The organism is Streptomyces sp. CA-106110 (assembly GCF_050936285.1).
Classification (GTDB): domain Bacteria; phylum Actinomycetota; class Actinomycetes; order Streptomycetales; family Streptomycetaceae; genus Streptomyces.
The window spans coordinates 240,522-253,265 of sequence record NZ_JBNJNB010000002.1; the positions used below are offsets into that span (position 1 = coordinate 240,522).

At 68.1% G+C, this 12,744-nt stretch carries 13 protein-coding genes; 9 read left to right on the top strand and 4 right to left on the bottom strand.

All coding sequences use genetic code 11. The annotated features are described in order from the left end of the window. The first annotated feature begins 94 nt into the window (after positions 1-94). From ACQEXA_RS58810 to ACQEXA_RS58835, 6 genes are all read left to right on the top strand, one after another. Positions 95-328 (top strand): type II toxin-antitoxin system VapB family antitoxin, encoded by a 234-nt coding sequence (locus tag ACQEXA_RS58810; protein WP_433134957.1) that lies wholly within the window; start codon positions 95-97, stop codon positions 326-328. Then, the gene (locus ACQEXA_RS58815) at positions 325-741 is read left to right on the top strand and encodes a PIN domain nuclease (RefSeq protein ID WP_433134958.1); all 417 of its coding nucleotides are present in this window, start codon (positions 325-327) and stop codon (positions 739-741) included. Before ACQEXA_RS58810 ends, ACQEXA_RS58815 begins: the two co-directional genes overlap by 4 nt. A gap of 396 nt (positions 742-1,137) precedes the next feature. After that, the gene (locus ACQEXA_RS58820; protein ID WP_432940839.1) at positions 1,138-2,010 is read left to right on the top strand and encodes a Ku protein; all 873 of its coding nucleotides are present in this window, start codon (positions 1,138-1,140) and stop codon (positions 2,008-2,010) included. A gap of 270 nt (positions 2,011-2,280) precedes the next feature. Next, positions 2,281-2,652 carry a hypothetical protein gene (locus tag ACQEXA_RS58825; protein WP_432940841.1) on the top strand — a complete coding sequence of 124 codons (372 nt, stop codon included), beginning with the start codon at positions 2,281-2,283 and terminating at the stop codon, positions 2,650-2,652. A 14-nt stretch (positions 2,653-2,666) separates the two neighbouring features. Then, entirely contained in the window at positions 2,667-3,065 is a 399-nt protein-coding gene (locus ACQEXA_RS58830) for a hypothetical protein (RefSeq protein ID WP_432940842.1), read from the top strand. Positions 3,066-3,240: 175 nt separating this feature from the next. After that, a complete protein-coding gene (locus ACQEXA_RS58835) occupies positions 3,241-5,217 on the top strand; it encodes a hypothetical protein (protein ID WP_433134960.1) in 1,977 nt (658 codons plus the stop codon). A gap of 245 nt (positions 5,218-5,462) precedes the next feature. Here the strand turns inward: ACQEXA_RS58835 and ACQEXA_RS58840 are convergent, their stop codons facing one another. Further along, positions 5,463-5,903 carry a hypothetical protein gene (locus ACQEXA_RS58840; protein WP_433134961.1) on the bottom strand — a complete coding sequence of 147 codons (441 nt, stop codon included), beginning with the start codon at positions 5,901-5,903 and terminating at the stop codon, positions 5,463-5,465. 374 nt (positions 5,904-6,277) lie between these two features. Between ACQEXA_RS58840 and ACQEXA_RS58845 the strand changes: the two genes are divergently transcribed. Together ACQEXA_RS58845 and ACQEXA_RS58850 are read left to right on the top strand one after the other, a co-directional pair. Beyond that, complete coding sequence (locus ACQEXA_RS58845; RefSeq protein WP_432940849.1) at positions 6,278-6,508, top strand: hypothetical protein; 231 nt, start codon at positions 6,278-6,280, stop codon at positions 6,506-6,508. 111 nt (positions 6,509-6,619) lie between these two features. After that, positions 6,620-7,273, top strand: coding sequence for a single-stranded DNA-binding protein (locus ACQEXA_RS58850; RefSeq protein ID WP_432940852.1), 654 nt, complete (start codon positions 6,620-6,622; stop codon positions 7,271-7,273). Positions 7,274-7,875: 602 nt separating this feature from the next. On the opposite strand, the gene ACQEXA_RS58855 is transcribed toward ACQEXA_RS58850, so the two are convergent. From ACQEXA_RS58855 to ACQEXA_RS58865, 3 genes are read right to left on the bottom strand one after another with little or no spacing between them, the layout of a single operon-like run. Then, entirely contained in the window at positions 7,876-8,601 is a 726-nt protein-coding gene (locus ACQEXA_RS58855; RefSeq protein WP_432940855.1) for a hypothetical protein, read from the bottom strand. Between the two features lie 11 nt (positions 8,602-8,612). Further along, positions 8,613-9,545 carry a NucA/NucB deoxyribonuclease domain-containing protein gene (locus ACQEXA_RS58860; RefSeq protein ID WP_432940858.1) on the bottom strand — a complete coding sequence of 311 codons (933 nt, stop codon included), beginning with the start codon at positions 9,543-9,545 and terminating at the stop codon, positions 8,613-8,615. A gap of 48 nt (positions 9,546-9,593) precedes the next feature. Next, the gene (locus tag ACQEXA_RS58865) at positions 9,594-10,889 is read right to left on the bottom strand and encodes an ISAs1 family transposase (protein WP_432920765.1); all 1,296 of its coding nucleotides are present in this window, start codon (positions 10,887-10,889) and stop codon (positions 9,594-9,596) included. A 428-nt stretch (positions 10,890-11,317) separates the two neighbouring features. Between ACQEXA_RS58865 and ACQEXA_RS58870 the strand changes: the two genes are divergently transcribed. Continuing rightward, positions 11,318-12,709 carry an FAD-binding oxidoreductase gene (locus tag ACQEXA_RS58870; RefSeq protein WP_433134962.1) on the top strand — a complete coding sequence of 464 codons (1,392 nt, stop codon included), beginning with the start codon at positions 11,318-11,320 and terminating at the stop codon, positions 12,707-12,709. The last annotated feature ends 35 nt before the right edge of the window (positions 12,710-12,744 follow it).

Genomic DNA, 12,744 nt, shown 5'->3' on the forward strand with positions numbered 1-12,744 from the left:
CCGTCGAGCCGCTCACGGATGACCTCCCACCGCTATCATTTATTGCGTCGCAATGATATCGTTGCAGTATCGTCTAGGTAATGGAGACCGCATCATGTCTCGTACCGTTATCGACCTCGATGACGCCGTTGTCGAGGAGGTCCGCGCCGCCCTGGGGGTCAACACCAAGGCGGCTGCCGTGCGTGCCGCGCTGCAGGAGGTCGTCAACCGGATCCGGCGGCAGGAGTTCTTCGACGCGATGGACCGCGGCGAGTTCGACTTCAGCGAGATTATCGAGACCACCGGTCCGAAGAACCAGGACGGCACCCTCAAGCGGAACGCCGCGTGACCACCCGCTACCTGATCGACAAGTCCGCCCTGGCGCGCCGCACCAAGCCTGCCGTCCGCGAGGTCGTCGACCCGCTGCACCTGCGGGGACTGCTCGCCATCACCGGGGCAGTCAAGATCGAGATGATGCACAGGGCCCGCGACAAGGCGGAAGCGGCACGGCTGGCCGGTTTCCTGGACGCCTTCGACTACCTGCCCTGCCCCGACGAGGCCTGGGACCGAGCCGTGGAGGTCCAGCAACTCGCCCTGCAAGGCGGGTTCCACCGCGCCCTGTCCATGGCCGACCTGCTCATCTCGGCGACCGCGGAGCGCCACGGTGCCACGGTGCTCCACTACGACGGGGACTTCGAGATGATCGCCTCCCTCACCGGGCAGCCGCACCGCTGGGTAGTCACGCCGGGCACCGCCGACTGACAGGCGGGTCCGTGACTCCTCCACCCCGTACGGGGTGGAGGAGTCACACCGTTCCCCGCGCAGCGGATCCAGCGCCACGACGTCCCTGGCGGCCTGATCCACGAGTACCGCAACACGGCTTGACGAAGATCGACATCAGCTGGCGAACAAACAGGTCAGCACGTATGCGGGACTTTGGGAACCCTACTGGCATCCCGAGGTGTCACGCTGCTTGATCGAAGTACACCAGCCACCCCCGAGCGCAGCTTCCGCACCCGATGTTGCCCTCCGGGTCAGCTCTCCAAGCTCCTTGATGGCCAAAGTGTCTCGGTCGAAGCATGCAGACAGGCCAAGCGGAACACTCAATGCGGCCTGCTCGACATGCGATCATTGGCGGGCGTGGGTGCGATGGGAGTCATGCCGCAGACCATCATCAAGCTGGCCATCACCTGGGGCCTGTTGTCCATCCCGGTGACCGTGCACGCGGCCACCAAGGAACACGAGGTCCCGCTGCACCAGGTGCACACGCGGTGTGGCGGTGGCCGGGTACGCCTGCGCCGCTATTGCGAACACGAGGACGTCGAAATCCCTTTTGAGGAAGTGGCGCCCGGTTACGAGGCCCCGGACGGCCGGGTCGTCGTACTGAGCGACGACGATCTCGCCGATCTTCCGCTTCCTACCGCCAGACGCATCGAGATCTTGGCGTTCGTCGACGCAGGCCAGATCGACCCGCTCGCACTGGACACGGCGTACTACCTCGGTACCGGCACCGTTGGCGCGCGCCCGTATGTCCTGCTGCGCGACGCCATGAGGAAGTCCGGGCGAGTGGCCATCGCACGGACAGCGCTGCGCACCCGGGAATCGCTCGTCGTACTCTGGGCTCGGGACGAGGTAATCGCGATGCAGACCATGCTGTGGCCCGACCAACTGCGCCCTGCTCAGGAGATCACCGTCCCGGAGACCCCACCGGCCCGCCGCCAGGAACTGCAGATGGCGTACAGCCTGATGGACGCCATGGGCTCCGGCTTCGACCTGGCGGAGCAGCACGACGACTACAGCCGCGCCCTGCAGCGGGTCGTCGCTGCCAGGCTTCAGGGCATGGAGCCGCCGCACGCACCGGAGTCCCGGGGCGTCGAGGGAGCCATGGTGGACTTGATGGCGGTGCTGCAACAGAGCGTGGACGCAGCACAGACACGCCGTGCGAAGCCGACCGGAAGGAAGACGGCGAAGAAGACCGCGGCACAGAAGACCGCGGCAAAGAAGGCACACCGGCGTCGTTCCGCCGGCTGACCACAATCCCTGCCGTTCGGAAACTCGTCGCCACTGGTCAAGCCGCGTATCCGTACTCGCCGATCACGCCTGCGCGATCCTGGTGGTTAATTGGCGCAGCGTCACGGCGACGTTCGCGAAGGTGCCGCTGCTCGTCCGATTTGTCAGCGATGGGCGCACAGTCGCGGCTGGTGACCTCCGACGTTCGGCCACTCTGTGTAATTGACCACCAGGATCGGGCACGGTCGATGAGTTGGATGGCTTGAAGGCTCCCCCGCCTGAAGGACTCCGTTGGGAAATCTGCAAACCGGAGGCCGTACTCCTCAGCCGGAGGACGCCTCCCCCGTCCAGGTCGCCGCCGCTGACCACCTCCTGCAGCAGGAGCCCTTCGGCCCTGACGAACTTTTCATCGGCATCGATCCGACCGCGGCCGCTGTCGCGGCGGCCCACTGGCTCACCGCAGCCGCCGACGTGGCCGCCGAGGCATCCGGGCTCAACCTCACCCAGGTAGTCCTCGAAGCCGACAACATCGAGGCCCTGACGAGGGACCCGACACCGACTGGGCCTCGGTCTGCCGCAGCGCACCCCCGCACAGGAAGTCACCGGCACCGTCCCCCCGGCGGCGGCCTGATCCTGGCCCACTTCATCCGGGCGGTCAGATGACGGCCGGAGGCGTGATGCAGGCCGTCACGTCGACCGCGCAGACCCTCACCGACGCCGACCAGGCCGCCGCCCTGGAAGCGCTCGCACTGCCCGCCCTACTGCGCCTCCTCGCCTGGTCGGCAGCCCACCACGAGGCCGAAGCCGCCCGCTTGGAGGGGGAGGCCCGCGCCGCCCATCCCGCGCGGCGCGCCGCTGTGGCCGCCTGGTGGACTGTCGCCCAGTGGTTCACCGCCTGCCCGCACCCGGTCCTGCTGCTGATGCTGGCCGATCTCCCCGACTCGCCGGCCCGCACCGTCGACGCCAAACAGTGGTGGGCCCCACTCGTGTCACAAGTAACCGGCGGAGGAGGTCAGCGACTTGTCCCTGGTCAAGCCGAGTCCTCCACTGACATCACGGTGACGATCAGCAACTGACAATCACACGCAGGCCATCACTACTGGTCAGGGCCGGATTTGAGCGGGACGACGTGGGACGAACGGCACTAAAGCACCACACGTCACCAGACGCGTTGGCCTAAATGTGACATGGCGCGGTTAGGACAGCATGGACCGGTTGCCATCGACTGTTTACCGATCAACGATCCGTTTCATGCACCTCAAAACCATGAAGCAGACCCTGCTCGTGCTGGGTCTGAGCACGGCCCTCGCCGGAGCCGCGGCCCTGCCCGCCACGGCCGGTACGGGCACCCCGAACACCGCCACCGCGACTCAGTGGCAGCCGATGGGCCCCAACGCCAGCGGCGGCCATCTCGCGTTCACCCCGGCAATGCCGTCCCGCGTCTATGTGCTGCCCGACCGGGGCATGCGTATCGACCGGAGCGACGACCACGGTCTGACGTGGCAGCCGCAGGCCAAGTTCGGAATTCCCGACGGTGTGGGAATGCGACTGGCGGCCGATCCCCACGACCCGGACGTCGTCTATGTGGCGGGGAGGGTCGTGGGTGGTGGTCAGGGCTTCCTGCTGCGCAGCGACGACGGCGCCCGGACGTTCCACACGATGGTGGACAGCCCCACCGAAATGTCCGATGTCGTGGTGTCGCCTTCGGGACAGTACGTCTACGCGGCCGGTGACGCAGGGGTCTTCGTCAGTTCGGACCACGGCCTGCACTGGCAGCAGATCCCCGGCTCGCCGAACGGAGCGACCCGGCTTGTACTCGACGGCAACGACCTGTTCGTCGGCACCGGCAAGGGGATCTACCTCATCGAGGACGCACTCGGAAACGCCGGCCCCGCGCGGAAACTGCCGACGCCCCTTGATCTCTCGGTGGAAAACCTGTCGGCCCGCGGGCCGGTCCTGGTGGCCTCGAACATATTCCAGGGCGCGGTCTTCTCCACCGACCACGGCCGCACCTGGACCCAGCTGTCCGGTCCGTGGGGTGCCAAGGACGCGATGACCTACACCGGGCTGACCGCGGCCGGCGAGCTCCAGGCACAGACGGTCGGGACGGCGGCCGGCGGGAAGACCATGAAGAACCTGTGGGTCAGCCGCGATCTCGGCCAGACGTGGACCCCTAAGCCGGCAGCCACCAAAGCGCTCGACGTCTACACCGACACCGGCAGCTTCCCGGACCGACCGCAAGAGCAGGTCATTGCGGCCCCGGCAGGGATCTACACGACTTCGGACTCGGTTCGCTTCCAGCGTATCGGCGCGCCTGACGCCGAGGTCGACTCGCTGACCGTCTCGGGCTCCGCGCTCATCGCCGGCACGGCCACCGTGGGCAGCTACCGTTCCACGGCACCCCTGACCGCGAACCTCCAGCCCGGCTACCAGGATTGGGGGTGGACAGGGCAGAGTCCCTTCACCATCGGCAACCAAATCGAAGCGCTGGCCACCGTACCGGGCGCGAAGGGGAGCGTGCTGAGGACGCGTGGCGGCCTCTGCATGACCGACTGCTTCGCCTTGGAACGCTCAGCGGACGGCGGGGCGACCTGGCGGACACTGGCCCAGGTCCCCGGCGGGGCGTCGTTCTCGGTGGCTGTCGACCCCCGCGATACGTCGAAGATCTACGCCGCGTCCACGTTCCCCGCCGTGGGCGTGTATGCCAGCCAGGACGGCGGTGCGACCTTCCAATTGCACCAGTTCCCGGAGCTGCAGGGCGTGGCGTCGGTCGCTGTCGACCCCCGGGACGGTTCCTTGTGGATCGGCGATGTGACCGGCCTTTACCACAGCACGGACTCCGGCGCGACCGGGGTCAAGGTGTTCGACGGAGAGGTCTACCGGATTGCGATCGACCCCACCGATCCCCACCACATCGTGGCCGTCGGGAACAACATGATCAAGGTGAGCCATGACGGCGGCGCATCGTTTAACGACGCCACCGACATCCCCGAACTGACCTACGACGACGTCACCTTCGCCCCGGACGGGACGCTGTTCGCCGCATCGCGCGACCTGTACGGGCCCGGTCAGGGCGTGTTCCGCAGCGACGACGGTGGCATGCACTGGAGCAACAGTGTCTCCGCGCAGCTCCTCGACCCTGACGTGCACTCGGTGCTGGTCTCCCCCGACGGCCACTGGCTGTTCGCAGGCACGGGGAGCGGCGTGTACCGGCTGGCGCTGAGCTGACCCACCTCGCAACAACGACACGCGTCGGGCGCCTCCCGTCCCTGCGGACGTGAGGCGCCCGGCCCCTCGTTCGACCAACCAAACGTGTTCTCCAACCCGCCGGCTGCCGAGCACTGGGGACCATGCGGCGCCACCGTAGGTATTCACACATGCGTCGCCCCCGCTGCCAAGCGGGGGCGACGTCGTTTTGTATAGGCCACCATTCATTGATCGCACGACGATGATCGCCTTGCCGGGGGTCACACTTACTCGCCCTCGGACGACTCCTCGCCTTCGGCCTCCGGTGCCTCCGCTTCCTGCTTCTCCGCTTCGGCTGTGGTCTCTTCGCCTTCGGTCGAAGTCGACTCGGGCTCCTCGGCCTCACCGGTCGCAGGGGCTTCCGCCTCCGCACCTTCCGCAGTCTCCGCTGCCTCGGCCGCCGACTCCTCACCCTCGGTCGAAGCCGACTCGGGCTCCTCGGCCTCACCGGTCGCAGGGGCTTCCGCCTCCGCACCTTCCGCAGTCTCCGCTGCCTCGGCCGCCGACTCCTCACCCTCGGTCGAAGCCGACTCGGGCTCCTCGGCCTCACCGGTCGCAGGGGCTTCCGCCTCCGCACCTTCCGCAGTCTCCGCTGCCTCGGCCGCCGACTCCTCACCCTCGGTCGAAGTCGACTCGGGCTCCTGAGGCGCCTGTTCGGTGTCGCTCATGTGTTCACCTCCTTCTCGCAGCGCACGAGTCAAGTGGCCCTGGCGTCGACCGCCGGAAAGCCACCTAAATCCGAGATGGCTAACTGTGAATGCTTTACGACTTTTGTCCTATTCCTTGGAGGTGAGGATGTCAACGGCTCCTGACACCTTCGTTCGCCGCCGCATCTCCCCTGGTCAACCGGAGATGCCAAGCGCCTGCACCACTCACCATCTGGTCCACGCCTGCACACGCACTGATCCACAACGCGACAAGGCCGAATCAGGGCGAGACAGCCTCCACGGAGAACGCAGCCGCCCCGACGTGCCCACTTACGCCGAGTGCCCCGGGCCCGCACGAGTCCCGCGCGGTCGCCCTGGTCGACGACTGCGGCCAGTTGTTCCCGATCCTGCTGACGTGGCGGCGAGCACTCGGCCGCGACGTGACCGGCTGGGCCGGGCAGGTCGAGGCGGACGGCGTGGAGAATCTCCCCCAGGAAGTGACCGAGGCCTGGGGGCCCGGCCTGCGGCTGGACACAATGCCGGGCGTCTACGTGAAGGTCTCGGACTACCGCGATCACGAGCCGCCCGCTGCCGTCACCACCGGCCCCCATGTGCTCATGCGCTGAATCTAGCTCCGGCAGCCAACGGCCAGTGTTTCTCACTGGCCGCCGAGAAACAGCAGGTCAGGGGTGGTTCACACCACCCCGAATCACACTACGGACGAGGAGGTCTGCGCTGTGGTCAACAGCGCGGCCGTCTTCCACGCGCAGGCCGGCCCCGATGACGAAGGGCTGCCGTGCGTCGCGATCGCGGGGGTTCTCGTCTTCGCCTACCTGGACTTTGAGATAGGAGGTGTTCGCATGTCCCCGCTCATCCCGCACGTGTTGTCCGGCACCGTCAGCAGCGACGTCGAATGCCGCTTCACCGAATCCGGTATCGCCGTCTGCCGGTTCCGCGTCACCGCGACGCCGAGCCAATGGGACGCCGCCGCACAGACGTGGCGGGATGGAACCCCGATCCCCTACGTCTGCACGGCCTGGCGGGACCTCGCCCGCAACGCCACCGAGTCCCTCACCATCGGGGTCACAATCCTGATCAAGGGGCGCATCACCGAAACGAGGGACGACTCCATCTACGTGAGCGTCGACGACCTCGGCGTCAGCCTGCGCCAGCGCATCGCCTACACCGAAGCCAGCCTGCCCAGCCCGGCCGCCGCCGCTCCCGTCGCCCCACCCCCGACGGCTCAGCCCGCCGCACCGAGCACATCCCCAGCGGCCACCAGGCACCCGGGCAACCCGCCCGCCTGGTGGGACGAGCAAAGGTCTTCCGGCTGGGCGAACACCGGCACCCCCGCAGCCGCCGACGGCTCCCCCCTTCACGTCGGCCGCTGACTCTCTCTCCCTCTCCCCCTTCACCCGCCCACCCGGCGCGGCACCGGTTCGCCTGCCGGTGCCGCGCCCCGCCCGAAAGGCCGCCATGCCCAAGAGCACGCTGTCCGACCGTGCCGCCCGCGCCGCACCGGCCGCCCATTTCACCCCGGCCCAGGTCGCCGCCGACCTCGCCCGCTACTCCCCCGCCGACGTCTGGCTACAGCGCGTGCGCCACGACGGCAACGGGCGACTGGCCCAGTACAGGACACGCGACGAGCTCGACAACGCACAGCTGACCTGCCGGTTCATCATCCCCGCGGATGAGGTCTGGCCCACTGCCCTGGCCGACCTCGGCCCGGACTGCCCGCTGGGCCTATGGGTCCGCGGAGGCGACCAGCTGCCCCAGCTGACCGGCCGCGCCGTGGCCGTGACCGGCAACCGCAACGCCACCGAGGGGGCCATCGCCCGCACGCAGTGCCGCCTGCCGAGCCCCGCCCTTGCACATAGCGGGGGCGCGGACGCGGGGCGGTTACCGGCCGGGCGGCGGGCAGATCTGATGGCCGCCCTCGCCGATGCGATCCCGTCTTCGCCTGCGCTGCCGCCCAGCCACTCGGCTGAGCCGCTCAGACCCCGAGCGAGGCGCGCACGGCGTCGATCTCCTCGTTCAGCGCCTCGAAGCATTCGAAGCCCCGGTCGGCGCCGACGCAACTCATGTCGACCCCGCACGCGGCCTGCCGCTCCCTCAGCAGCGGCTGCTCCGGCATGGACACCGGGAAGGCCAGCGGGTCGAGGATGGCGGTTCGCTCCAGCAGCACGTCGACGTCGCGGCGGCCGTGGCCGCGTTCGCCTACGGCGAGGAAGCCGTCGAGGTCGTTGAGGTAGACCACACCGGCCGCCAGCCCCTTGGCCCACTCGGTGAACAAGGCGGCCAGGCTGGGGGCCGCGCGGACCGCGTCCCAGGCGTCGGGAGCGATCTCGTAGCGCCAGATCTCGCCCTCGTGGTCGCCCGCCAGCACGAACGTGTAGATGAGGTACTCGAAGTGGAACAGCGGTAGTTGATGCCGCCAGGGGAACGGGACGCCGACCGACAGCGACAGGTTGGTGAGCGCCTCGTTCACGTCGGCCGGCCAGGGAAGCAGCCAGCCGCGGTTGGGCAGCAGGCGTTTCTCGCCCCATCCCTGACCGTGGAGCCAGGTCACCTGCTCGGCGACCCGGTCCACGTCGAACAGCCGGTAGACCAGGTCCGGCGGGGGCGGAGCCCCGGGCGGGGCGACCGACTCGGGCCAGGTGAGGCCCGCGGCCGTCGCCGCCGCCCGGTACTCCTGTGCCGCGTCACGCAGCACGGACATGTCATCGAGCATCAGGGCGTTCCCGCGGGCTCCATGCACAGGTCGGCCCCGCTGGAGTTGACGCGGAACCCGAAACTCGGCGCGTTCGCCGCAACCCACGGCTTGACCGGCAGCACGATGAACCTCTCGTTGTCCTGCACCTTGCACTTGTTCTCGAACCCGATGATGTCACGAGCCTGCGGCATCGACTCCGTGCTCGGCACCAGTCGCACGTCGGCGGTCACACCCGACAGGTTGACCGCCTGATCCGTAGCCCAGAACGGGAACTCGTCGCAGGTCTTCCCGGAACCGACCGCGGGTCGAGGCAGGCAGGCATTCGGCGCGAACCGCGCATCGGTGTAGAACCAGTTGCGCTGGTAGCCCGCGTTGATCGCGGCCTGGCCGTTTATGCTGCGCGCCGGGCCGAACCACTTGGCCCGTCCCCCCTGCGGCCACCTTCCGTTGCCCATCGCCTCCACGATGTGCTTCCCCGTCTCCTGCATGGGCTCGAACTTGTAGTTCCGTCCGCCGGGCACGTAGACGGCGAAGTCCTCACCGCACGGGGCGATGGTCGACGAGGCCTGCTTCTGGGCGGCGCAGGCCTGGTCGATGTTGGCCCTGAGATCCGAGTCATCGGTGGAGTTCCACGCGAACGGCAGGTTGTAGCGGTCGGTTACCTCCTTTGCCGTCTTGATCGTTTGTGCGTATGCCGTCAGGCTGTGGTACCAACGGCCATCCTCCAAGCCCCAGTCGCCAAAGATGTTGAAGTCCTTGGTGTAGTCGATCGGGTATTCGAGGATTCCGCCGATGGCTATCGAACTGGGAGCGAGGATCGCCCAGAGCGTCCCGAGCACGACCCCGATGGCGATCGCCGCGGCGATGATGACGACCCAGTAGACGACGGTGGCGACGACGGCTGTGGCTGCCGCGGCCTCGCCGACCACCACCGGAGGCGCCAGCAGCATCGTGCAGGTGGGCAGGGCCCCGGCGAGTGCCGGGATCGTCCGGTTTGATCATGTGATGCCGTAGAGGGTGAGGACGCGGGGGCGCTCGGTGTGGGCTCGTCGTCCGGCGGCGGTGTTGACGTAGCCGGCGAGCTTGAGCGCGCTGCGGATCAGGTCGCGGAGGGCAGCGAGTACGGCGGGCGCTTTGTGGGTCCTGACCTGGGACTTGTCCTCGTTGAAGGTGACATCTCGACACCAGTGGACGGTATTTTCCACGGTCCAGTGCCCGCGAGCCCAGGACGCGATCTCGGCTGCGTTCGCTTCCTCGGCGGGCAGGTCGGTGATGGCGTAGACGGTCTCGCTGGACCATTTCTTCGCTCCGTAGAGACGGCGGCGGCGCTGGATCCGCAGGACCTGGGCCGCGTGCGGGAAGAGCAGTCCGCTGACGGTGACGACCTGCACGAGCCGCTGCTCGTGACGGCCGTGGCCCCGGGCGTCGTCGCGGTGGATCACAGGGATCTCCTTCCAGGGCAGGGCGTGGAGTTGACGGGCCTGGCCACGCTGGTTGTTCTTGATGGTCAGCAGGTAGTGAGCGCCGCGTTCGCGCAGGTAGGTGGCGTGGTCACGTTGGGCGTGGAGGGCATCGGCGGTAACGACCACCCCCGCGAGATCCGCGTCGTCGATCTGGTCGAGAAGAGGTGCGAACTCGGGGATTTCATTGGTCTTCGCGCCGATCTCGCGGGAGGCGAGAGTGACACCGTCGCCGTGACGGACGGCGGACAGGACGAAGACCCGACTGCCGTCCGGGCGCCTCGCGCCACGCAGGCACTTGCCGTCCACCGCGATCGCCCGCCGCCTCAGCCGTGCCGGCTCGGCGCGGGCGGCCGCCCGGTGAGCCCGGCGCTGTTCACGCTCGGTTGCGCCGTCGGGCATCACCGGCTCCGGCCGGCGGGGCTGTGTGGACAGCAAGGGCCGAAGGTAGTCGTAACCGGCCGCGCCGATCTCACCGGGATCGAGCCGCCCCAGGACGCTGCGCAGGGTCTTCTCGCTCGGCACCCGGTAGCGGCCAAGGAGTGGGTGGTAGGGCAGGCCGAAGGCGGCCAGTTCCTCCGGCGTCGCACGTCGGCACCACTCCGCCGCCGCGGTGATCGAGTCGTGGCCGGACGGGGTCATCGCGCAGACCACCAGGGCCAGCAGCGAGGAGAGCCGGTACCGCACTCCGCAAGCCCCTCTCGGGTCGGTGACCGACTCGAACTCCGTGACCAGGCTGCGGACTTGGTCCTTGGCGGCACCCTGGCCGAGGGCTTCCAGGCAGGGCGCATGAGGCACGGGGACAGCGACAGGGGATGATGGAGGAACGAACACGGCACCTTCGTGGATCTTGGAGCGTAGAGAACTACATGATCCACAGGTGCCGTGTTCACCTGCTTCCGGGGCCCACCACCGACATCAACACCCCAGGCCAGGACGATCCAGGCACTCGCCGGGGCCCTGGACCCACCCGCTTCCACACCCTCTGCCTCGACCTCGAACTCACCTGAAGATCGCCAACAGAGTCTGACCATTGATCCCGCGACTATCTCGCGGCTCACCCGCGGGCCGCTTTCGCGCAGCAATACGCAGAGGGCAGAAGCAGCAGGCAGGACAGTTCCATGCAGTTTCCGCTTGTCGGACCTCGCGGCTATTGCGATTGCCACCGTATAGGCCTTGTAGAGCTCCCGTAGACACTGCAATGGCAGGGTCGTACGCAACATAGGCAAGAAGTGTTCACCGTTCAATGGAGAGGGATTCGCGTGGGCGTGCAACTGAAGCCCGAGGACGTGGCGGGGCTGCGGCAGACTGTGACAGGACCGGTTGTGGAGCCGGGGGCCGAGGGCTACGAGGCGGAGTGCGCCACGTACAATCTGAACTGTGCTCTCGAGCCGGCGGTCGTGGTGGGGGCGGCCAACGCTGAGGATGTCGTCACGGCGGTGCGGTTCGCCGTCCGGCACGGGCTGCCGGTCGCGGTGAAGTCCACTGCCCACCAGATGGTTTCCTCGGCCGAGGGCTGGCTCCTCATCACCACGCAGCGTATGAAAGGGATCTCCGTCAACGCCGAGGAGCGAACCGTACGCGTCGAGGCGGGTGTGCACTGGAGTGAAGTACTGCCCCGCACGGCCGAGCACGGGCTTGCTCCGGTATCCGGTTCGGCACCCGAGGTCGGGGTTGTCGGCTACACGCTGGGGGGTGGACAGAGTCCGCTGTTGGGCCGCACCCACGGCTATGCCGCCGACCACGTCAGGTGGCTGGACGTGGTGACCGCGGACGGAGAGCTGCGCCGGGTCACACCCGAGTCCGAACCGGACCTCTATTGGGCTCTGCTGGGCGGCAAGGGCAACTTCGGAGTCGTGACTGCGATCGAGTTCGAGGTGTTCCCCGTCGCACGCTTCTACGGCGGGGGCATCTACTTCCGCGGGGAAGACCTGGACCGCGTCCTGACGGCCTGGCGCATGTGGCTGCCCACCGTCGGTGACGACATGACGTCGTCCATCGCAGTCCAGCGCCTGCCTGACTTGCCGGCGCTCCCCGATCCGTTGCGTGGCGCGTTCGTCGTCCACCTGCGGATCGGCTACCTCGGCACCGCGACCGAGGGCGAGCAACTGATCGCACCGCTGCGGGCGGCTGCGCCGGCCCTGCTCGACCTGGTGGCGGAGAAGCCCGTCACTTCGGTCGGGGAGATCCACATGGACCCGGTGGACCCGATGCCGTACTTCGACCGCTGCGTGTGCCTGACGGAGTTCTCCGAGAAGACCGCACAGGCACTCGTGGAGCTGACGGACGCCGAGTCGGACTGCACACTGACGAGTGTGGAGATACGGGCTCTCGGCGGTGCTTTCGACCGTGAGCCCCGTTTTCCCAACTCAGTGCCCAGCAAGGGACTGCCGTATGTCCTCTTCGCCGCCGCGGTGGGCACGCCCGACCGCGCCGAGGAGCTCCGGGCCGATCTGGCGCGCGTCGTGGACGGACTGGCACCCTGGGTGGCCGAGCGCAACATGGTGAACTTCCTGTCGCCGGACGAGGCGACCGACCCGGCAGGAGTGCGCGCTGTATACGGAAAGGAGCGCTACGACCGTCTCGCCGCCGTGAAGCGTCGCCACGACCCGGACAACCTCTTCCGCCACAACCACAACATCACGCCCGCCTGAGCGACTCCTCTCGCGCGAACGATCCTGCTGCCGAC